This is a genomic window from Granulicella tundricola MP5ACTX9, from assembly GCF_000178975.2.
GTDB lineage: Bacteria > Acidobacteriota > Terriglobia > Terriglobales > Acidobacteriaceae > Edaphobacter > Edaphobacter tundricola.
Window position 1 is genome coordinate 140,300 of record NC_015058.1, and the last position, 20,851, is coordinate 161,150.

23 protein-coding genes are annotated in these 20,851 nt (G+C 57.9%); 20 read left to right on the forward strand and 3 right to left on the reverse strand.

All coding sequences use genetic code 11. The annotated features are described in order from the left end of the window. The first annotated feature begins 3 nt into the window (after nucleotides 1–3). From ACIX9_RS22090 to mobF, 15 genes are all read left to right on the forward strand, one after another. Nucleotides 4–267 carry a VirB3 family type IV secretion system protein gene (locus ACIX9_RS22090; RefSeq protein WP_013573108.1) on the forward strand — a complete coding sequence of 88 codons (264 nt, stop codon included), beginning with the start codon at nucleotides 4–6 and terminating at the stop codon, nucleotides 265–267. Further along, complete coding sequence (locus ACIX9_RS22095) at nucleotides 248–2,617, forward strand: VirB4 family type IV secretion system protein (protein ID WP_013573109.1); 2,370 nt, start codon at nucleotides 248–250, stop codon at nucleotides 2,615–2,617. Before ACIX9_RS22090 ends, ACIX9_RS22095 begins: the two co-directional genes overlap by 20 nt. Before the next feature lie 34 nt (nucleotides 2,618–2,651). Then, nucleotides 2,652–3,494 (forward strand): TrbG/VirB9 family P-type conjugative transfer protein, encoded by an 843-nt coding sequence (locus ACIX9_RS22100; RefSeq protein ID WP_013573110.1) that lies wholly within the window; start codon nucleotides 2,652–2,654, stop codon nucleotides 3,492–3,494. A gap of 2 nt (nucleotides 3,495–3,496) precedes the next feature. Beyond that, complete coding sequence (locus ACIX9_RS22105; protein ID WP_013573111.1) at nucleotides 3,497–4,771, forward strand: TrbI/VirB10 family protein; 1,275 nt, start codon at nucleotides 3,497–3,499, stop codon at nucleotides 4,769–4,771. A 21-nt stretch (nucleotides 4,772–4,792) separates the two neighbouring features. After that, nucleotides 4,793–5,578, forward strand: coding sequence for a hypothetical protein (locus ACIX9_RS22110; RefSeq protein WP_013573112.1), 786 nt, complete (start codon nucleotides 4,793–4,795; stop codon nucleotides 5,576–5,578). 13 nt (nucleotides 5,579–5,591) lie between these two features. Then, the gene (locus tag ACIX9_RS22115) at nucleotides 5,592–5,861 is read left to right on the forward strand and encodes a hypothetical protein (RefSeq protein WP_013573113.1); all 270 of its coding nucleotides are present in this window, start codon (nucleotides 5,592–5,594) and stop codon (nucleotides 5,859–5,861) included. 30 nt (nucleotides 5,862–5,891) lie between these two features. Next, nucleotides 5,892–6,809 carry a hypothetical protein gene (locus ACIX9_RS22120; protein ID WP_013573114.1) on the forward strand — a complete coding sequence of 306 codons (918 nt, stop codon included), beginning with the start codon at nucleotides 5,892–5,894 and terminating at the stop codon, nucleotides 6,807–6,809. 4 nt (nucleotides 6,810–6,813) lie between these two features. Beyond that, nucleotides 6,814–6,987 carry a hypothetical protein gene (locus ACIX9_RS26130; protein ID WP_013573115.1) on the forward strand — a complete coding sequence of 58 codons (174 nt, stop codon included), beginning with the start codon at nucleotides 6,814–6,816 and terminating at the stop codon, nucleotides 6,985–6,987. Continuing rightward, nucleotides 6,962–7,768 carry a VirB8/TrbF family protein gene (locus ACIX9_RS22125; protein ID WP_013573116.1) on the forward strand — a complete coding sequence of 269 codons (807 nt, stop codon included), beginning with the start codon at nucleotides 6,962–6,964 and terminating at the stop codon, nucleotides 7,766–7,768. The genes ACIX9_RS26130 and ACIX9_RS22125 overlap by 26 nt, the downstream gene beginning before the upstream one ends. Further along, nucleotides 7,765–8,727, forward strand: a complete 963-nt coding sequence (locus ACIX9_RS22130) for a CpaF family protein (protein WP_013573117.1) — start codon at nucleotides 7,765–7,767, stop codon at nucleotides 8,725–8,727. Before ACIX9_RS22125 ends, ACIX9_RS22130 begins: the two co-directional genes overlap by 4 nt. 24 nt (nucleotides 8,728–8,751) lie before the next feature. Then, nucleotides 8,752–8,907, forward strand: a complete 156-nt coding sequence (locus ACIX9_RS26575) for a hypothetical protein (protein ID WP_013573118.1) — start codon at nucleotides 8,752–8,754, stop codon at nucleotides 8,905–8,907. Between the two features lie 61 nt (nucleotides 8,908–8,968). Then, nucleotides 8,969–9,241: a hypothetical protein gene (locus tag ACIX9_RS22135; protein ID WP_013573119.1), complete on the forward strand. Its 273-nt coding sequence runs from the start codon at nucleotides 8,969–8,971 to the stop codon at nucleotides 9,239–9,241. Between the two features lie 206 nt (nucleotides 9,242–9,447). Then, the gene (locus ACIX9_RS22140; RefSeq protein WP_013573120.1) at nucleotides 9,448–9,843 is read left to right on the forward strand and encodes a plasmid mobilization protein; all 396 of its coding nucleotides are present in this window, start codon (nucleotides 9,448–9,450) and stop codon (nucleotides 9,841–9,843) included. Nucleotides 9,844–9,845: 2 nt separating this feature from the next. Continuing rightward, nucleotides 9,846–11,936, forward strand: a complete 2,091-nt coding sequence (locus tag ACIX9_RS22145; RefSeq protein ID WP_013573121.1) for a type IV secretion system DNA-binding domain-containing protein — start codon at nucleotides 9,846–9,848, stop codon at nucleotides 11,934–11,936. A gap of 4 nt (nucleotides 11,937–11,940) precedes the next feature. Next, entirely contained in the window at nucleotides 11,941–15,024 is a 3,084-nt protein-coding gene (mobF, locus tag ACIX9_RS22150) for a MobF family relaxase (protein ID WP_013573122.1), read from the forward strand. 226 nt (nucleotides 15,025–15,250) lie between these two features. On the opposite strand, the gene ACIX9_RS22155 is transcribed toward mobF, so the two are convergent. Next, complete coding sequence (locus ACIX9_RS22155; RefSeq protein ID WP_041597380.1) at nucleotides 15,251–16,210, reverse strand: IS5 family transposase; 960 nt, start codon at nucleotides 16,208–16,210, stop codon at nucleotides 15,251–15,253. Between the two features lie 488 nt (nucleotides 16,211–16,698). On the opposite strand from ACIX9_RS22155, the gene ACIX9_RS22160 reads away from it, so the two are divergent. Together ACIX9_RS22160 and ACIX9_RS22165 are read left to right on the forward strand one after the other, a co-directional pair. Further along, entirely contained in the window at nucleotides 16,699–17,307 is a 609-nt protein-coding gene (locus ACIX9_RS22160) for a recombinase family protein (RefSeq protein ID WP_013573124.1), read from the forward strand. Further along, nucleotides 17,304–17,741 (forward strand): HNH endonuclease, encoded by a 438-nt coding sequence (locus ACIX9_RS22165; RefSeq protein WP_232298967.1) that lies wholly within the window; start codon nucleotides 17,304–17,306, stop codon nucleotides 17,739–17,741. Before ACIX9_RS22160 ends, ACIX9_RS22165 begins: the two co-directional genes overlap by 4 nt. Before the next feature lie 84 nt (nucleotides 17,742–17,825). Here ACIX9_RS22165 and ACIX9_RS22170 read toward each other — a convergent pair whose 3' ends face one another. Both ACIX9_RS22170 and ACIX9_RS22180 read right to left on the reverse strand, forming a co-directional pair. Next, complete coding sequence (locus ACIX9_RS22170) at nucleotides 17,826–18,176, reverse strand: immunity protein TriTu family protein (RefSeq protein WP_041598176.1); 351 nt, start codon at nucleotides 18,174–18,176, stop codon at nucleotides 17,826–17,828. Nucleotides 18,177–18,576: 400 nt separating this feature from the next. Next, the gene (locus ACIX9_RS22180) at nucleotides 18,577–19,029 is read right to left on the reverse strand and encodes a hypothetical protein (RefSeq protein WP_013573126.1); all 453 of its coding nucleotides are present in this window, start codon (nucleotides 19,027–19,029) and stop codon (nucleotides 18,577–18,579) included. 265 nt (nucleotides 19,030–19,294) lie between these two features. Between ACIX9_RS22180 and ACIX9_RS22185 the strand changes: the two genes are divergently transcribed. The 3 genes from ACIX9_RS22185 to ACIX9_RS22195 all read left to right on the forward strand — a co-directional run bounded on the left by ACIX9_RS22185 (nucleotide 19,295) and on the right by ACIX9_RS22195 (nucleotide 20,767). Next, nucleotides 19,295–19,636, forward strand: a complete 342-nt coding sequence (locus tag ACIX9_RS22185) for a hypothetical protein (protein ID WP_041598177.1) — start codon at nucleotides 19,295–19,297, stop codon at nucleotides 19,634–19,636. 110 nt (nucleotides 19,637–19,746) lie between these two features. Continuing rightward, on the forward strand, nucleotides 19,747–20,277 hold the full coding sequence (locus tag ACIX9_RS22190; protein ID WP_013573128.1) for a hypothetical protein: 531 nt from the start codon (nucleotides 19,747–19,749) through the stop codon (nucleotides 20,275–20,277). 109 nt (nucleotides 20,278–20,386) lie between these two features. Beyond that, the gene (locus tag ACIX9_RS22195; RefSeq protein ID WP_013573129.1) at nucleotides 20,387–20,767 is read left to right on the forward strand and encodes a cytochrome c oxidase assembly factor Coa1 family protein; all 381 of its coding nucleotides are present in this window, start codon (nucleotides 20,387–20,389) and stop codon (nucleotides 20,765–20,767) included. Nucleotides 20,768–20,851 lie beyond the last annotated feature (84 nt).

The window sequence follows — 20,851 nt, forward strand, 5'->3', positions numbered from 1 at the left end:
CCCATGACCAGACGTGGAGAACCATTACCGATCAATCAGGCGATGAACAGGTCCCGGGCAAAACTTGGGCTTGAGCTTCCAACGTGGATGGCTATCGCCTTTGTCTCGATAGTGGTTTTCCTCGCCGGGTTTCGCTTCACCGCCATCCTGACCTTCCCCACCCTTGTTCTTGGGGCTTGGCTCACGGTTCGCACTCACCCAAAGATGTTCCAGATATGGGGCTTGAGCCTCGGACAGAAGGCCTACTATGACCCTCGCAAAGACTAACCAGCACAAACAAACGCCATGGTTCGCCCAGGCCGGGGCGGCCTGCAGCATCGTCCCGATCTCGCGCTTTGTCTCGGAACGCGACTTCGCACTGAAAGGCGAAGGCTACGGTTGCTTGTTCTCTCTTACCGGGAAAGACGAGGAGAGCCTGACAGACCAGGAGATCGAAGCGACGGTGCGCGACATCGAGGGTGCTACGCGCGGCCTTCCTGAGGGTTTTTGTCTCCATCAGTACGTTCGCGTGAGGTCCGGTCTCGACATCCCACGGCAGGACGGCTATGAGAGTCCCATCACCGAGGGTTTCGTAGCCGATCGCGTCGGTTTCCTGAATCGCACGGCCAAATTCCGCCGCATCGATCTTCACTGGTGCCTTACCGTTGAACCGGCTACCAGCAACCCACTCTCACGGAAACCGTCCGACCACGCAGAGGACACCTCCCAGATGCTCGCCAGCCTTCAGAAGGCGGCCATCACCCTTGAATCGCATCTGTCGTCTTCTCTGGGCCTGAAGATCGTACGGAAGGAGGAAGCCTTCCGCTTCTTCTCTTATCTTTTCAACCTGGAGGAATGGGCCGGGCTCGATCACCTCCGCGCTGACACCGGCGTTGATCGCCAGATCGTCAAGAGTCCCGTCTCCTGGCACAAGGATCACCTCAGGGTAGGGAAGCGGTACGTTCAACTCTTCTCTCTCCAGACCAGTCCTGAAGCATCCCGCCCTTGCCTATTCGCAGACCTGATGAAGCTCGATTGTGACACGATCCTCTGCTCTACCTGGCGGCCGCGATCGCACACCGCAGTTCGTAAGGAGATCGACCAACAGGAGAAGTTCATCAGCTTTTTCAAGGTAGGCGTTCTCTCCCGCGTGATGAGCGGTCGGGATTCTGCATCGCTCGATTCGACGGCCGGCGCGAAAGCGGCTAGCCTTAGCGTCGACGATCTCAGCGGCGTCATCCGCGAACTGGACAAGAAATCACAGGGCATCTACAGCCTGTCTCTTCTTTGCGCGGCCGACAGTGCCGAGCAGCTGCAGGCCGTGACGCCTTCAGTTCATCGCATCTTCGTTGAAGCCCGGGCCCAGGTGGTCGCGGAGACGCTCGGCAATCTTTCAGCCTTTTACGCCATGTTTCCCGGCAACCGAAAGTTCCAGGTCTTCGAGACCTGGTTGGGCGAGAACCATCATGCCCGCCTGTCAAATGCGTTTGCACCTCACACCGGCCACCCTTATTCCGAGGATCTCGATGCGGAGTATCTGAACATCTTCGAGACGCGCTCAGGAACGCCGTACTACCAGGATGTGTATGTAAACGGGGTCCGCGTGATGCTGATTTTGGGGCCAACCGGGACCGGAAAGTCCGTCCACGGAAACCAAGCCGTTTCGCATGAACAGAAATACAACGGATTTACCTTCATTTTCGACATCGGCGGCAGCTATGAAAGCGTCGTCGAGCTCTACGGCGGCAAGGTCGACCGAGTGGGGAAGGACGGTCCCAGAGTAAACCCTTTTGCCCTTGAACCTACCGAAAGCAACCTGAAATTTCTGTATTCGTTCATGAAGCTGCTGCTGGTCAACGGCGGAGCCGAGCTCACGCCCGAAGACGACGACGTGATCTTCAATGCAGTCCAGGATATGTATCTCCTCGATCCTGAGAACCGCCGCCTCTCCAGCCTCTTTCTCCCCAAGCACCTGCAGCGGTACCTCTCGAAGTGGGTTGGAAAGGGCATCTACAGCGCCGTCTTTGACAACGTGAAGGACGAACTCTCTCTCTCACGCCTCCAGTGCTTCGACTTCCAGGGTGTAAACAACGCGCAGTACGCCGACCTGGTTGAACCTCTGATGGTGTGGCTGTTGCGACGGATCGACGATGTTCTCTACGATCCTGCAAATCTCGGTGTCCCGAAGCATGTGCTGATCGAGGAGCTGTTCTCTTCAATGAAGAACAAGCAGCTGCTCGACGCGGCGCTCTCCAGCATCAAGACCGTACGCAAAAACCTCGGCGGCGTCACCCTCATCGGCCAGTCAGCAAACGACCTGGGCGATAACGCCGACAGCATCGTGAACTCCTGCACCTCTTTCCTTTTCCTGAGGGATGCAACCTTCAACCGGCCCCACTACAAGCAGCTTTTCAAGATGACGGATCACCAGCTCGACCTTTTCGAAAGCCTGCGTGAGCGCGAGGGGCTTTACATCCGGCGCGACGGCCAGACCAAGGTTGTCACGTTGAACCTCGACCCTCACAGCTACGCCAAGTTCTCAACCAAACCCAAAGATAAGGTGCGCCGATCCAAGCTGGTCGCCAAGTATGGCCTCCACGAGGGTATCGATCGCTTCGTCCAGGGCGAACTCGCTTAGAAGCACCCATCCCGCATAACGAAGGAAAACGCCCTTGAAAACCCCCACGACGCTTCTCTCCGGACTCATCCTCGCTGGCTGCACCGCTATCGGGTTCGCCAGCACAACCCCCAGCCCCGCTCACCACCTCCAGCCCAACCCGCCTCGCACCATCGCCGTGCACGACAGCGAAGCGCCGCCCGTCGTCCGCACTGGAATCCTTCAATCCACTCTCATCATGCTTCCAGCGGAAGAGAAGGTTGCGACCGTCTTTGGAGGCAACACGGCAGACTGGGTTTTCGACGGCGGCCACGTTGCCAGCCGCTTCATCTCCGTCAAGCCGAAGGTCGCCAACAGCACCACCAACGTCCACATCGTGTCCGACCACGGTAACGAGTACACGCTCCAGCTCACCGAGATCACCGGCGATCTCGATCAGCACTTCGATTCCAAGGTCTTCGTAACCCCGGGCGATCAGCCTGGCAAAGACAAGCTCGCCGCCATGCCCGTCTTCGTGCCTGCAGCGGAGCTGGAGAAGGCGAAGCAAGAAACCGAGGCAGCAAGGGCCGCTGAAACGGCAGCAGTCAAAGCTCAGACCACCAAGGCTGAGCAGTACCGCAGCAGCTATCCCGGCACGCTGCACTTCGATTACTCGTGGGATCCACGCAAGGGAAGGGAATTGGGCCTGCAGCAGATCTGGCACGACGACCGCTTTACCTACCTGCGCGGACAGTTCCAGGAGACGCCCGCCCTCTACGAGATGAAGGACGGCAAGCCTTCCCTCATCAACTTTGATTTCGCAGATGGCCTCTACACAATTCCCAAAGACGTTGCGCACGGCTATCTCGAAATCGGCAAGAAGAAGGTCGACTTCAACCGCACCGGAGAGGTGAAATAGCCATGTCAGAAACTCCCGCCACCGTCCCCAGCCAGCCTGAGTCGAATGCCCCTATCAAAAAGGGGTTCCCCATTCTGCTCATCCTCGTCGCGATTGTCCTGCTCGTCGGCATCGCCAATGTCTCTCACCTGGTTAGCGGAGCGAAGAAGCCAGTAGCGAAGAGTGCCCTGACGTCCAGCCCAGCCACCGTCAACCCGCAGCAGGTCAGCAGCTACCAGACCATGCAGGCGACCGAAATCAAGCGCGATGCGGAGGATCGCCAGGTACTTGCCGCCAACCAAGCAGCCGCTCTCCAGGCGCAGTCTGACCTTCCCGGCCCTGAAGCCGACAGCAGTGCGCCCATGACTGCCGCCCAACGACAGTCGATCTACGGAGACAGCCCCAACGCACCCCGCCACACGTCCAATGCGTCCCAGGGCCACGCTGAAGCCCAGCAGCGCGAGCTCGCGCACCGCAAGGCCCAGCAGGATGCCATCAACAGCGATACCGTAGCCATCGACTTCGCCCATGCCGGCGGAACTCCAGCCGCAGTCCTCGGCGATCGCGAGCAGGCGACAAATACGGCCAGCGGTGAAGACATAGGCAGCGCAGCGGAGCGGCCGGCACGTCCGGCCACACTCCAGACGGTTGCAGACACTCGCAACAGCGCGAAGGGCGATCCCATGGCACCGTATGGTTTCGACGCATACCAGGGCCAGCTTTACCGCGTGTTCGAGGGAACGGTTCTGGAGGGCGTCGTCACCAACCACATCGACGGTGGGTTCTCAGGACCCATCCTGGTGATGCTCACCACGGACTACTACTCCCACGATCACCAGCGCCTTCTCATGCCGCAGGGTACGCGGCTGATCGGCACAGTGCAGAGCGTCGGCAGCCAGGGGCAGCGGAAGATGTTCGTCACCTTTTACCGCGCCGTCTGTCCGGATGGGTTCTCACTGGAGTTCGACAAGTACATTGGCCTCGACCCCATCGGAACAACCGGCCTCGCCAGCAAGGTCGATAACCACTACCTCTCCGCCTTCGGCGCAGCGGCCGCGATCGGCGGACTAGGCGGATTGGCACAGATCGGCAACAGCGCCAGCGTTCTCGATCCGTCAGCCCAGATCCGCAACGACATGTCTCAGCAGACCGCACAAGAGGGCGAGCAGATCCTCAACCACTTCCTCAACCGGCTCCCCACCATCACCTTGAAGGAAGGATCTCGCGCCAGGGTCTACATCGGCCGAGACATCCTCATCCCGTCCTACGCCGACCATCGCGTAGATCCAACCCTCTAATCGGCCTCAAAGGAGCCCGCCATGCAGACCCAGCGCGCATACCGCACCAAGCTCGCACTCGGCGTCATCGTCTTCGCCTGTGTCGCCACTCCCAGCTTCGCCCTCTTCGGAATCGGCGACATCGTGTTCGACCCAACCAGCTACGCGTCTCTTGTCTCGCAACTTTCGACGCTGCAGATGCAGTACAACACCGTCAAGAACAACCTCGTCCACTTCTCCGCCAAGAATCAGTGGCACACAGCCCTAACGGCGTTGGAGCACGTCAACGTCGCAAACCAGTTCGGAGAGACGGCGCTCTTTTCCGTTGCGCTGAATACGAACGATCCTGGTTCCGCAAAGGTCGCATGGGGTAACGCAACCGTCCCCGTCAACAGCAGTGCATCCGTCTATCTCTCCTCTCAGCCGACGAACAGTGCAGGGAAGTCACAACTGGCGATGATCGAGGCCTCCGATGCTTCCTCACCGGACTGCCTCAATGCGGTTGGAGCCTACCGCGCCGCCCGCGATACGAACCTGTCGTCAGAACAGGCGCTCCAGGATGACCAGCTCGACGAAGGCGACGATACCAACGCCGAAGTCCAGCAGCTCAACCTCCTCAACGCGGCGCAGGCACAACACCTGGTCGAGCTCAAGGCTCAGGGCGTCCTGCACGCCTGTCTCGCGCAGCAGATGGCGATTCAGAACATGCAGCAGCGCAACGCAGCCGCAAACGACCTCAACACCTGGGGATTTGTTCAGCAGCAGCGTCAGGCCAACAACGTCAACCTGACTGGCGGCTCCCAGATCTGGACAACCTACCTTCCCTAGAACGGAGACCTCGATGCTCAAAGCAGTCAATACCAAGATTCTCGTCGCCATCCTCGCCGTGCTCTCCGCAATCGGCGCCACCCTTATTCACATCCACGACACCAACCAGGCGGCCGCCGCTTCCGCCGCGAAAGCCGCAGCCATTCTCCAACTCCAGAAAGACGATGCGGACGCAGCCAAAAAACACGACGAGGAACTCTGGAAGGGCATCCGCGAGCAGCGCAAGAAGAACAACGTAAACCCCACTGGCGGTTCGAAACCGTGGACAACCTACGTCCCGTAGCACCCTCCCCACGCAGAAAGGCGACAGCCAATGGTCCACATCCTGACATCATCCGCAGCAGTCCTAGCCTTCCAAGCAGCTCCGGGAGTGGACTGGCTTACCGTCTTTACGCAAAACCTCACGAACCTCACCACCCAGAACGGCGGCGCGCTCACGTCCTTCGGACTGACCGAGCTCAGCTTCATCTCTCTGATGGTGCTGGTCAACATGGTCATCACCTGGAGTACCGACACGATGACGTTCGGCTTCCACCGGGAGCCGCTGCGGATCGGAGACCTGGTGCAGTTTCTGCTACGGCTGATCTGCTGTCTACTGGCCGAAAACTACTGGTCGAACCCTCTACCCGGTGCCAGCTTTGGATTCAACCACCTCTTCAGCTATATCGCCCAGGTGCTTTCGCAGAGCATCGATCAGAACTCTCTTACGAACTTGGAAGCGCTCCTGAAGACGTTGGGAGACGGCACGGCCGCGCCCGCCATCACAGCACCGCTCGAACTGTTGGCGTACATTCTTATCGAGCTCATGCTGGGTGTGGTGACGATGGTGGTCTTTCTCGTCAACGTGAGCGGGTTCATCCTGTACGGCGTTGCTGCGTTGTTCGGTCCCGTCTTCATCCCGCTCTACATGACGAAGAACTTCAGGGGCAAGTTCCTGCACTTCGTAGATGTCCTGGTGAGCTTTGCTATGATCCGCGCCGTCGCCTCCGCGTTCATCTACGTGTGGGCTGGATTTCTCCAGGCGTTCGTTCTCCAGACGTTCCAGAGCGACTACTCGATGAAGATGTGGCTGGCAAATCTCATCCCCTGCATCGCGCTCTTCGGTGCGTTTGTGATCAACATGCTCTACATTCCCAGCCTCACTCAGATCATCTTCGGCGGCCACGCAGGCGCTGCAGAGAAAGTAGACGCGGCGCTCGCGAAAGTTGCGGCACTCGTAGCACTGGCCTAAATTCATGCCGATCGTTCTGCTCACCATCTTCTTGAAAGGACCGGCCTGGCTCAAAGCCTGCGTGCTGCTCGCGCTCGCAGGCCTCGTCGTAGTCGGCGGCATAGTTGCCTCCACCGCCATTCGCAACGCAACCGAAAGGACTGGTAATCACCATGCCCACCCAACTCGCACCCGCTGACACCCTCACCCCCGCCGACGCGCTGCTGACGGATTACGTCGGCAATGAGATCTACGCTGCGCACTACTCAGAACGCCGGTTGAGCCGTTTTGTGATCGGAACGCTATCAGTCATCCTACTTTTTTCGTTCGTCTTGATTCACTCGCTAGCGAACCGGCCGGTGCCAAACCGCTACGTCCGGATCGACGAGATGGGCCGCGCCCAGGCGATTCAGTACAGCGACCTCAGCTATAGCCCCCGCGAAGGGGAAGTCCGGACCTACCTCACCGATTGGGCGAACTACCGCTACACCGTCAACCGCGAGACCGTTGCCACCAAGTACCCGCTCAACTACTACTTTCTTTCAGCTCCCATAGCCTCTCGCCTCATGACCGAGGACAACGCCAATCACTTTGCATCGCTCGTCCTGTCCGGCCAGGTGGAGCAGAGCGACGACGAGGTTCGCAACGTCACGATCACGTCCATGACCGACGAGACGCTCTCAGGCGTCACGATTGCGAAGGGGACGGCACTCATTGGCGTCGACCGGCTGTACTCCCCACGGAACTCCCGGGAGCCACGGACCGAGCACTGGCTCCTGTCGGTCACGTACTACCTGAACCCAAAGCAGGTAAGTGAGCAGGCCCGCATCTTCCCCCAGTTCGAGACGATCAACCCCCTGGGCCTGACCATCACCGACTTTCACGAGAACCGAGTCTCGGTTGATCCCCTCGTCTCCGCGAGTGCCCTGCCGACTTTCGGAGCTGCCGCACCTCGCGCCGCCGCAGGAGCCACACGTTGAGCTACGACCTCATCCTGCCGTTCTTCCCCGAGGAGCTGCGGACGCTCCTGCTCGACCCGTCTATCTCGGACCTGATGATCAATGGGACGACTGGCGTCTTTGCCGACCGTGGCGGGATGGTGGAGCGGATCGAGCTTAAGACTGAGTACACCAACGAACGTCTCACCGCAGCCATCGTGCGGGTAGCGCGCATCCTCGGGCAGGACCTCACAGAGCAGAACCCCATCCTGAACACGCGTATGCCTGACGGTTCGCGTGTCGCCGTGGTGGGGCCGCCTGCGTCGGTGAACGGTCCCACCCTCACCATCCGCAAGTTCAACCAGTGGTACAGCTCGGACGATCTCATACGCGCTGGGAGTCTTCCCGCCGAGGTGCGAGACGCCGTTGTAAGCATGATCGGAGCGAAGAAGAACGGAATGATTGCGGGCGGAACTGGCTCGGGAAAGACAACTTTACTAAAAAGTTTCCTCGATCACATCCCACTCACTGAACGCCTGTGCATCATTGAGCAGCCCGCAGAGCTGAAGATCGCGCACCCCAACGCCGTGCGTTGGGAAGCAATCGAGGCGATCCCCGGGCAGGTCGCCGTGACGCCAAGCGAGTTGCTTGCCGCCGCTCTCCGCCATCGCCCGGACCGCATCATTATGGGCGAGATCCGCAACGAATGCGGGTACGACCTACTCCAGGCGATGAACACGGGCCATGGTGGAACGATGTCCACCATTCACGCAAAGTCGGCACTGGATGCACTCAGCCGCCTTTCCAACCTCGCACTCAGCGCACACCCCAACTTGGACCATGGCTTCATCCGGTCTGAGACGGCGGAGGCTATCGACTTCGTTCTCTATTGCGAACGGGACTCACGTGGCCGGCGTCGGGTGCGAGAGCTCATCACCGTCGATGGCTACACCTACCAGACACACAGCTTCAACACGACCGAACTCTACCGCGCAGCCTAACAGCACACCGAGAGGACGTTCCCGATGCACCTCGAAGACGCCATGATTGCCGAAGTGAGCAGGGCCGATGCAGAGCGGGAGATACTCCTCCACCAACTTGACCCTGCGGACTTTTTCGTCGAAATAGGCGACCGCAGCACGTACACCGGAGCGGAAGTACTCGGCTGGCTAGGCTACTAAGTCACCGACGAACATCTCCGCCGAGCTTTTCCACGCACCATTTCAACTCGGAGAACACACAATGCCCCTTCTCGAAATCGTCGCAAGCAAGAAGATCACCGCCACCGTCACCCTCGAAGAATCGACTGCGAAGCAGGTAGACCAGTACGCCGCCATGACCAAAGCTAGCGCAGACGATGTGATCGATTCAGCACTCGCCTATGTATTCGGTAAGGACACCGAGTTTAAAAAGTGGTGCACCGATAACCCCACTTTCAAGGCATCTTTCCCACTCCGACTGAAGCGGCCAGCGCCCTCGACCGGCACCAAGCCGAGCACATCACCGGCACGCTAACTGCACTCGCCCAGTGCAAAACCTTGCAGGGATGGAAACGGCGCTTCGCACCGGAATACTGGAGACACTCCATCCCTCTTAGGGTTGTGTGGCGATCAGAAGCGGTCTACCTTGGTCTACTCCTTCAAACCAAAAGGCTTATGCCATAAACAAGCTTCCTAAATCTCTCAACCGGTAGACCATTGTCTACCTCTCTTCGAGGCCTCATGAATGCTACAGAAGCAACGAAACACCTTGGGATCGGGGAGCGGATACGCCGTTCCAGCGGCCGCGCTGGACGCCGAACCGTTGCAAGCACCAAAGTCACCCTCCAAGAACATGCAGAGCTGGAGGCCGCAGCCAAGCAGGAAGGGAAGGTTCTCAGTGAATGGGCGCGTGAGGTGCTGCTGGAGAAGGCCCGAACCGGGCCAACCGGCACCGCTGTCTTTACGGAACTCATCGCGCTCCGCCTCCTCGCAAACAACGTCCTCCGTTCGATTGCTCTAGGAAAAGTGATGACGGAAAAGGAGTACGCCCAGGTGCTTTCCGAAGTGAAGAATGGCAAGCGCATTACCGCGGCCGAGATTCTCACCCAGTACCGCAACCAAGAAGGAGTTCAATAACCATGGCGACTCAATGGGGCCGAAGAGAGACTGCGGTTTGGCCACCGCACATGCCGATCTACACCTACCTCGGAGTTGCATCAGCACTCCTCTGCACCCTGATCTTCGTTTGGCAAAACTACAGCTTTTGGCAAACTCCGCTACAGCAGTCCTACGCGACCGAGTATCTCCGCGCGCAGATCAGCTCTCAGTTCGAATTGCACGGCAGCTATCGGCTGATCTACCTTAGCGGCAATCACCGCACCCGGCTGGCAATACCTGATGATTTCGAAAACGGAGTCACCACACTGCCAGGAGGCAGCTCCGTCCCCGTCGTCCTTTCGCGTACAGCCAGGGCCGAGGGGTTTGAATTCTTCTATCGCGCACCCACCCTGAGCTACAAGGATGCCTCGCTCTATAGCTGGTTCAGAAGTAACGTCTTCAAGGGCAAGGGCATCTTGCGCATGTACGCAGCGAACCTCTGCGAAGGCGTCTTCGTTCTGTTTGCCATCCTCTTCTACACGGTTCGGCTCGACATGAAGCGGCTAAAAGAGATGAAGTACGGTCGCCGCTTGAAAGGTCCGGTCATGCACTCCACCCATAGCTTCAACGCGGCTGTAAAAGGTGACGGCATCGGGATCGTCACCACGGACGCCGCCAAGTCGTTCCGCTTTCCGTTCCGAGCCGCGACGCCGGCGACCCTGCGAATTCCTCTGACGAGCGAGGCACAGCACATCGAAATCATCGGGGACACCGGTTCGGGCAAAACGACGATCATCCTCCAAATGCTCCAGCAGATTCAACTGCGCGGAGAGGCTGCCATCATCTATGACCCAGCCTGCGAGTTCGTGAAACGGTTCTACGACGCCAGGAAAGACGTCATCCTGAATCCTTTGGACGCACGTTGCCCGTACTGGGGACCGTCCGAAGAGTTGCGGAGCAAGGCCGAGGCCAAGGCGATCGCGGCTTCCCTCTATCAGCCGACCAGCGATAAAAAGGGTGAGTTCTTTACCGAGACCCCGCAGAAGATCTTCGCCCACCTGCTCACCTTCGGCCCCACTCCCCAGGAGCTGATCAAGTGGATGTCCGATCCGGCCGAGATCGATGCCCGCGTGCAGGGAACCGAGCTTGCGGCAATCATTGCGCCTGGAGCTCAACAGCAGAGAGCAGGCGTTCTGGCCTCACTCGGGCTCATCGCGGACAGCCTCCGGATGCTTCCTACCAAAGAGCAGGCCAAGAACCGGACCTGGAGCGCGACTGAATGGGCTGAGAAACGCGAGGGTTGGATCTTCATCACGTCGAAGGCTGCGGAGCGTGAAGCCCTTCGCCCACTCCACTCCCTTTGGATCGACTTGCTGGTACTCCGCCTGCTGAGCGCGCCGACCGCGACCCAGCGGCCAGTCTGGTTTGTCCTAGACGAGCTCGCCAGTCTGCAGCGGCTTCCGCAGCTCCACACGGCCATCACTGAGAACCGCAAGTCAAAGAACCCGCTCATCCTCGGCCTGCAGGGCAAAGCACAGCTGGAGACGATCTATGGCCACCTGGCCGAGGTGATGCTCTCGCAGCCGGCGACAAAGATCTTCCTCAAGACGACAGAGCCCAAAGCCTCCGAATGGGTGTCGAAGGCCATCGGCAACGTTGAGATCGAACGGATGCGTGAGACTCACGTTCACGGCAGCAGAGAAGGGAAGAGCTTCACCATCGACCGCCAGACCGAGCCGCTGGTCATGGACTCCGAGATCTCCGGTCTCGCAGACAAGCACGCATTCCTCAAACTCGGAAACAACGTGGCTCGCTTTGCCTTCACCTATTGCGATATGCCGGAGATCGCCGCCGACTTCGTTCCTCGCGCCGTACTCGAGGACGAGCTTGCTTTCGATCCCCTTACGCTCAAGAAGAAGTACACCCCCATTCCCACCCCGACTTACCTTCCCGAGGAGGCAGTACTGACGGAAGATCCCGAAGAGGAAAAAGAAGATCCTGAAATTGACGAGGAGATTGAACCGACCGACGAAGCAGAGCCTGCGGACGTGTCCGCCGAGCTCAGACCCGAAAGCGCACCAGGTCTCTTTCCAGACGCCGAATCTTCGTACCTAACCGGCGCGGAGATCTAGGCTCATGCTGACGATCTCCAAACCGTTGAATGCAGGACAGGCCCAGACCTATCACTCCAAGGAGTTCACGTCTCCAGATCAGAACTACTGGCAACAAGGTGACGTGAATCTTGGCGAGTGGCAAGGGAAGCTGGCGGAGACTTTCGGACTCTCCGGGTACATCGACGCCGGGCAGTTTGCTCGCCTCAGCGAAGGACGCCACCCCGTCACAGGCGAGCAGCTCGTCAAGCATCGGACCTCGAAAGAGTACATAACAGCAGACGGCACCACCGTAAAGCCAGTGGAGCATCGGGCCGGCTGGGATGCGACGTTCTCCGCTCCAAAGTCAGTCTCCCTGACAGCTCTTGTCGGCGGAGATGACCGAGTGAGAGAAGCGCACCGTGCCGCTGTAACGGTCGCCCTGGATGAGTTGCAGCATTACACCCAGGCGCGGATCGGCGGGAACAACGCCGCCGAAACGACGGGGAAGTTCATCGTCGCCAAGTTCGAGCATGACACCGCCCGCCCCGTCGACGGCTATGCAGCGCCCCAGCTCCACACCCATGCTGTCGTCTTCAATATGACCCAGAGAGACAACGGAGACACCCGCGCCCTGCAGGAACGCGGCATGTTCGACACGCAGCAGTTCGCCACCGCAATCTATCAGTCGGAACTCACGTTCCGTCTGAGGAATCTAGGCTATGAGATCGAAGCCGGCCGAAGTGGAGCGCCCGAAATCAAGGGCTACACCCACGCATATCTTGAAGCGTCCAGCCCTCGCTCTCAACAGATCCGCGAATATCTCGAATCAACAGGGTTTCAAGGTCCAGCAGCGGCGCAGATAGCAGCTCACGACACTCGCGACAAGAAAGAGATCCACTCCACAGCCGAGGTTATTGCTGCGCACTATAAAGTCGCCGCCGCCCACGGCCACCAGGCAGAGTCAGTGATCGCTGAAGCCAGGGACCGCCAACGTTTCCAGCCGTTGGAAAGGGTTCCTGACGCACCTGGCCGCGCTAAGGAAGCCGTGAGCTACGCAAAGAGCCGCGGCTTTGAGCGAGAAGCTGTCTCGGATGAACGCCTGCTCATGCGTGACGCACTTAGGCGCGGCATGGGTGATATTACCTACCCCGAGATTCGGAGGAACTTCGATCAACGTCTCAGCACGGGCGAGTTTAGATCCGTCGACGCCACAAAGCACGCCACCGGCCGGAGCTTCACCACGCCTGAGACCATCGCCATGGAACGCAGTGCCGTGAACAGCTTGCGCCTCGGTCAGGATGCCGTTGAGCCGATCATGCAGATCGAGGCTGCCAGAAAACAGGCCACATCTAAGCCTCAACTTAACGAAGGCCAGCGAAAAGCCATCGAGGAAATCCTCACCTCCCGAGACCGAGTTCATGGTCTTCAGGGGCTCGCAGGGACCGGTAAAACGACGAGCTTAGCCGTCATCCGCGAGGGTGCCGAGCGCAACGGATACGCCGTCGAGGGCTTCGCCCCCACATCGAAAGCCGCCGGACAACTCAGAGAATCCGGCATCTCCGCCGACACACTGCAGGGCTTTCTCGCCCGAGGGGGAGGCGAGCAGCACACCGGCGATTCCGCCAGCCGACATCTCTATATGCTCGACGAGTCCAGTCTCGCCAGCACCAGACAGATGAGAGACTTCCTTGAAAAGATTGGGCCTCAAGACCGAGTACTCGTCATCGGTGACACTCGCCAGCATCAGGGCGTGGAGGCTGGTAAGCCATTCGAACAGATGCAGGATGCCGGTATGCGCACCACGCTGCTCGATAAGATCGTTCGCCAGCGCGAGCCCGAGCTGCTTGCCGCAGTCGAACGTCTGTCGCAGAACGACACGGCCGCCGGCGTCTTGATGTTGCAGCGGCAGGGAAGAGTGACCCAGGTCGAAGACCGCCAGGAGCGCATAGCCGTCATCGCCAAGGAATACGCACGCCAACCTGAAAACACGATCATCGTCTCACCGGACAACATCAGCCGGCGCGATCTCAACGCGGCTGTGCGGTCTGAGCTGCAGGAAGCAGGCATCGTCGAACGTACGAGCCACTTTCTTCCCACCCTTATCCCTCGCTCAGAGCTAACCGGCGCGGATCGACAGTGGGCAGCGCAATACCGGCCCGGTGACGTCATCCACTACAACGCAGGGAGCAAAGAGCTCAACCTTCCTCGCGGCAGCTACGCCGCCGTTACGAGCGTGGACCCGGACGCCAACCGTATCACCGTTCGTCGCGAGGACGGTACTGAAACCGCATACGATCCCAAACGGCTGAAAGGCGTCAGTACCTATCAGGAAATCGGCCGCGAGTTTTCCCAGGGCGATCGCATCCAGTTCACCGCGCCCTCGAAGGTTCTCGGCGTTGCGAACCGAGAGCTCGCCACAATAGAAAGGATCACAGACGGCGTTGTCACCACCAGGATGGACGGTGCCAATCCGCGCAGCGTCACCTTCGATTCGGCAGTGATGAAGCATTTCGATCATGGCTATGCCGTCACATCTCAGAGCTCTCAGGGCATTACGGCAGAGCGCGTTCTTGTGAACATGGATACCAGAGCTCACCCAGAGCTGATCAATACGCGCTTCGCATACGTCGCGGTGTCCCGTGCCTCGCACGATGCCCAGATCTACACCAATGACGCCGAGAACCTTGCACAACGCCTCAGTCACGATGTCACCAAGAGTTCTGCCGTGGACTTCCGGCAGCCTACCTATCAAATCACACCACAGAAGGAGCCTACCTTGAACCAAGCCGCCGAGCACTCTCAACCAGAACGTATCCACACGCCGGCCGAGCACGACCGCCATTACACGCCGCTGAATCGGGAACTCCATCCCGACGATGCGAAGCATTTCGGCTGGAAAGCAGAGGCCGGAACCGTCCAGAGCTACCAGCACAGCGAAACCCGTCGTCATATCCACATCGACGGCCCCAGCGGTCAGTTCTACGATCAGCAAAAGAACCCTATCTCGAAAATTGAAGCACTCGATCGAGCAACGGGATCCGGCAATCATCATGCTAAGGAGCCCGCGCAGATTCAGGAAGCCGCGCAGCTGCGCCGCATGGACAACAACATCGGTATCAGCCTCTAACTTTCCCTCTTACTTATGCCCGGCAGCTAAGCTTAGGCATTCTCCTTTCGCGGAGTCTGTACGGTAGTTGCGGGATCGTCCTAGGGAGACTCTGCGCAGGCGGCTGATTTGACGTTATGAGTGAACGTCTTGAGTCGGCCGTTAGTTTGTTGCGATACTGCCGCCCTGTATTTGGTTTTGGCTGGAGTTTGCGCTGTGTTGAAGAGTCGTTGCCCGTTTTCGGGCGCTATACGGCCAGCCCTGCCAGGTGCTTGCGGTGGAGGTAGAGGTTGATGAGGGCGAAGTTAGTGCATAGCCGGTGATGGTTCTTGGCGATACCTCGGTAGCGCACCTTGTCGAAGCCGAACACGCGCTTCAGGATACGGAAGACATGTTCTACTTTCGCTCTTACTTTTGATTTCGTCGTATTTTTCTTCTTTGCCGCTTCATCGACATAGGTCTTGAACCTGGTTCGCTTGCAGGTCATGTCCTGGGCCTTGGGCGCGGCCTGCCGGATGGCCTTCGTCTGGCCTTGATAGCCGCCGTCGCCCCACACCTTGCGCTCCTCCCCATGCAGCAGATCCGGCAGCATATGTACGTCCGAGACGTTGGCCGCCGACGTTGCTACCGAGTGCACGTGACCTTCTTTTGCATCGACGCCCACGTGCGCTTTCAGTCCGAAGTACCACTGCTTGCCCTTACGAGTCTGACGCATCGCCGGATCACGCTCTTTCTTCTCGTTCTTCGTAGAAGAAGGCGCGTGGATGATGGTCGCATCCACGATCGTACCGGTCTCGATGCGGATGCCCTTGGCTGCCAGATGCAAGTTCACCGCGTCGAGTATCGCGCCGCCAAGGTCGTGCTTTTCGAGCAGGTGGCGGAAGCGCAGCACGGTCGTTTCATCTGGCGCCGGAGCCACGCCCAGGTCGACGCCGGCGAACCGCCGCAGCGTGGCGGATTCGTAAAACGCCTCCTCGACGCCAGGGTCGGACAAGTTGAACCACTGCTGCATGAAGTAGGTCCGCAGCATGATCGCAAGCCCGACAGGACGACGGCCGTTGCCGGCCTTCGGGTAGTGTGGCTCGATCAGAGCCTGTAACTCGAACCATGGAACCACCACTTCCATCTCATCCAGAAACAACTCCCGCCGAGACTTCCGCCCATACTTCTCAAAGCTCGACTGCGACGCAAACGTCTGCTGCTTCATCGCCATCCACCCCTGACCATCAGATTAATCCATCAGGCCGCGGACGCAGAACTTGTGCAGAGTTTCCCTAGACGAGGAATGAGTAGTGCTTACCGTTACGAGAGTTGTCCCTCATGACCACCCGCTGTTTGACAAAGTCGTAGGGCAAGGATCTAATGCAGCTGAAAGGCGGGTAAGTCAGCAATTTCAGACGCCACCCGTAAGCCTTCAGTGAAGGCGCGACCGCGCGACGTATCAGCGGTTGCCTGTCCAGGTCCAGATTTTCTTTCTTCCTTGAACGTAGAGACGGTATTCAGTACCTGTGGTCTATTTCTGTCTTGGTCTCACTTCTTTACCGCTAGCTCTGCAGGCTTGCTCAGCTTTGTAACCGGCCGGAAGCGTGTGACGTAAGTATGAAACCGTATCATTGAGGTATACCCCTGCGGGACGCCATCGATGTGACAGAAACGCGTCTCATAAGGATCGGTTCTCTGATATTGTGACACTACATGTCGAGAATCGTAGAACCTAAAGTGACGAAAGTGAAACGGAGAGTTGGCCAAGTTGTCGGATACCTCCGTGTCAGCTCGCTCGATCAAAAAGAGATTCGGCAGCTCGACGGTATCACCTTGGATAAGCGATTCGTCGACAAGGCGTCCGGCAAAGACATCCAGCGACCGCAGCTTGAGCACCTTATGGGTTATGTCAGAGAAGGCGACACCGTCGTCTGCCATGCGATGGACCGTCTGGCCCGGAACCTGGACGATCTGCGCAAGCTAGTCCTGACCCTCACACAACGGGGAGTCAACGTGCGTTTTCAGAAGGAGAACCTGACCTTCACAGGGGAGGATTCCCCCATGTCCCATCTGCTCCTGAGCGTAATGGGTGCCTTCGCTCAGTTCGAACGAGACCTGATACGGGAAAGGCAGCGAGAGGGAATAGCCCTGGCTAAACTTCGAGGTGGAGCCTACGTTGGCCGCAAGCACTCACTCGACGCGGCCAAGGCAAAGGAGTTGCGCCGTAGGGTCGCATCGGGCGAATCCAAGACCGCCATAGCTATCGAGTTTGGCATTGCCAGGCAAACTCTCTATAGGTACGTTGCTGGAGGAGCAAAGTGAAGAAGGGTATTCAGAGAGCACTTTACTGCCGCTGCGGCAACGAAAAGATCCTTGCTCTTGGCCTTTGTGCGACCTGCTACACGCTGAAACGGCAGGACGAAGAGTATTTTGGCGGCCTGCGGGAAGCCGTGTTGCAGCGGGACGACTACTGCTGCCGTGTCTGCGGAGCATCCGGCCGGCGAAAACGTTCGATAGTCGTACACCATCGCGTACCCGGAAGGTCCCTTCTCAACCTCATGATTTCACTGTGTCCCAGCTGCCACGCCAAGGTTGGTCGAACGAAGACCGTTCTCTCAGAGATGCCCCCGCTCCTTTTGCAGCTCTGGCGAGAACAACACCCCAAAGGGCACGAGCAGATAACCCTGAACTTCACCGTGCCAGGACCTGCCGCTAAACTGATCCCTCTTTTTGCTGAAGAAGAAGCAGGGAAGTGAAGTCCCTACTGCGGAAAAGAGCCGGGAGTGGGACGATCAAATTGATCGAACTTTCCGACAACACCGTTTTCAAGGCACGAGAAGCTAATCGGATCTTGCGCCCGGATCTGCCATGCTCTTTAGGAAGGCTCTGTACGCTTCGAGCAACGCTACGTCCGCAAGGTCAACGGTCGATTGATGGCGAAAGAATGCGAACTCACCATTGCTCGTGTGGAGCACCTCGAAGTCAAACTCTCCCGTAGCCCATACGGAAATTCTGCCGATAGCGCGATCGGCATCATAATCCGCCGCAACCGTAGGAGTGTGCGATTGGCTCTCGCGCAGTTCAGCCAGCTTTACTCCAGCTTTCGCCGCTTCCGTCTGTAGCGATTCCAACCATGAAGCAATCGTTGCGGTACTAAGTAGAGGTCTTGTCGCACTGCCTATCTCGTCCATCCTGAAAGTTTAGGGCAGAACACTCGCCTTGTTCTTTGAAAGTCGGTGTTCTAGGCAACTTCAGTTCGTCGCCTGCGTGAGAGCATTATGCATGGCCAAGCGTAAGCTCTTCTGGGTGAGAATAAGCCTACTCGTTCTGGTGACGCTATTCGGACTGGACGCTCTTTATTGGCTGCTCTTCTTTCTTTGGAGAAGTGCCGCAGACCCGGCCCAGAACGCTCTATGGCATTCCCGTATCTACCTTTGGTCAGCGACGGGTGTCACTGCCCTCTTCGCATGGGTCGCTCTCGTCTTTTGGATACTCAGAGATCGAAAGAGAACCCCCGGCTAAACGAATGCACAGCTTATTGCATTTGCCGAACCTTCCGCAAAGTCGCGTTTTCGGCAACGTCAAAGTCCCTTATTGCTCGTAGGCGCGGGCATCCTGCTCTAGAGGAGCATTGGCATAGCCCACGGTAGCAATCTGTTGCAGGTAAACCGGCAAGAACACTGAGATCGAGCCATGCTGCTCATATTGATGAACGTGACGACATTCATGGGAGAAGAGCCGCAAGTCCAATGCTCCTTTGACGATGAGAATGCTGTGTCCGAGTGTCAGACCGGCCATATGCGGGCCAATTAATCCGGTAAAAACCGCAGCCCCCCGCAAACTTGGTTCGTCTGGGAGCGGAAGTTCTTCAACAAGCAGTATGCGAATGAGTTCCGGGTGTTCAACGCCTACCCTCCTCGCCGTTACGGTTCCCGCTTCGCTTAGAGCTTCGCCTGTTTCGGTAACTCTGCGAGCCTGCGCTTCAGCCCATGCGATAGCCTTTGGCAGAAGTTGTGGAAGTGCCGCTTGCAGATCGAATTCCATTCTTCCTCTAAGCTCTCGATCAAACCCGCTGAAGAATCTACTATAGTCCGCTCCTTTCTCGGCCACGTTCCCTAAGAGTCGCGTTTTCGGAAATCTCGACGTCTCTGGCCTCCGAGATGATCGAAGTTAGCGATAACGCCGTTTTCGAGGCACAACGCTGTTCCGCTCTCAATCGTCCGTTTCAGGAGTAACAAGATCGGACTGAGGGTTTGCGCTTGCTACTGTTCGCTTGCGTTCCGAACGCAGCTGATTCGATGATGGCAGGATGGAACGCATGTGGTGCTGGCGCTGCAAGAGCGAAATGCCGATGCTTAGTGAGGACGAGTTCTCCTCAGTCCAAGCGCTCTACAGCGGCGGCATAAAGGCGACGAAAGAGTTTCGCCAGAAGTGGGGTATCGCTCTGGAGGGCGTCCCGATCGATGATCTATTTCGTCCGGTTCGGACGCGCTATGAAGAGCTGACGAGCATGAAGGATTGCCACCAAAACGCCATCATGCACCACCGTATTTCTTTGTATGGACCGCCTTGCGAGCAATGTGGAAAGCCTCTGAGGACACCAAAAGCAAAGCTCTGTGGAGCCTGCATGCACCCAAAATCCGAGGGTTGACTAGACCTGGCGCGAGATGAAACGGTCGTTTCAGAGAGTACAGCTTCAAGAAATCGGCTTTTGAGTCGCTGAGGCTACACTATGCCCGTATCAATCGCGGAGGCTGGTAGATGTCGGTCCTGATTTTTGGAGTGCTGATTGCTGCCGCTCTGGCTGCAATAACCATTCCTTTGAGCGTAAGGTATGGCTCTCCAGCTATGTTGAAGAACCTTTCCTTGGTGAAGACTGGTTTACTTGTACTTGCTGCGGTTTGTAGTGGCCTTCTATCGCTGATCTCCCTAGCCGCCGCAGCTTGGGGAATGAACACCAGTTTGCCCTGGGGACTCGGAATTTTCATGTACCTGATCCCTGCGCTTGGCTTTCCAGCGTTTGTAATTTTGAAATTTGGCTCCGTGCGACTGTTGTCACGGGTGCTTTGGCTTATGACCCTGGCGTCGTCACTCGCGTTTTACTTTGGGGATCAAGCAGATCGCTTGGCCTCCGGTTTGCGCCCAATCACTAATCCCACTGAACGCCTCGGCATGTTCGCTAACGCATTTACGATTGTGCTCGTTGGGATAGCGGTTCTTGTCCAAGCCGCCTCTATTTGTGCTTCCAGGGAAAAGCGCGTGCTTGAGGCAAATTTGGTACCTGTTGATTAGCCCTCTAATCACCCACGACAACTCCGGTTGTCAGGGGTGATTGCCGGAAACGCCGTTTTCAGGGCCTGACTATGATTGAATGAGGATCGATGTCGGGCAGGAGAGTTTTATGAAGTGGCTGGTTCTCACGGCGATCGCGTTAGTGTTCTTAGTGACCGCCATCTCCATTCCGGTAATACGGAATAACAAGCGTTCCGACCTACGGGTGGAGCAACTGAGGTCGAATGCGGAGTTGGCGATGGAGAACTCACATCTCGCGCACGCGCTTCTCGGAGAGAATTTGAGAACTGTCGGCTCAGCTTCAATCAACCTGCACGAGCAAGGTGACTCTGGCACGGCGCAGTTGAACCTGCCTGTGTCGGGGACTCGCAACAAGGGCCTGCTAAATGTTGAAGCCAACGAAAGCGGCGGTGTCTGGAAGATTGAGAATTTAGATATCAGGGTTGACGGAAATAGTGCGTGGTCCAGCTTGCTGAGACCTGCACCGTAAGAAGCAGATCAGAGGTTTGCTGAACTTGAATATCCTACAAAGTCGGTGTTTTCGGCAACGTCGCCAAATGCGGTGCGCGAGCTA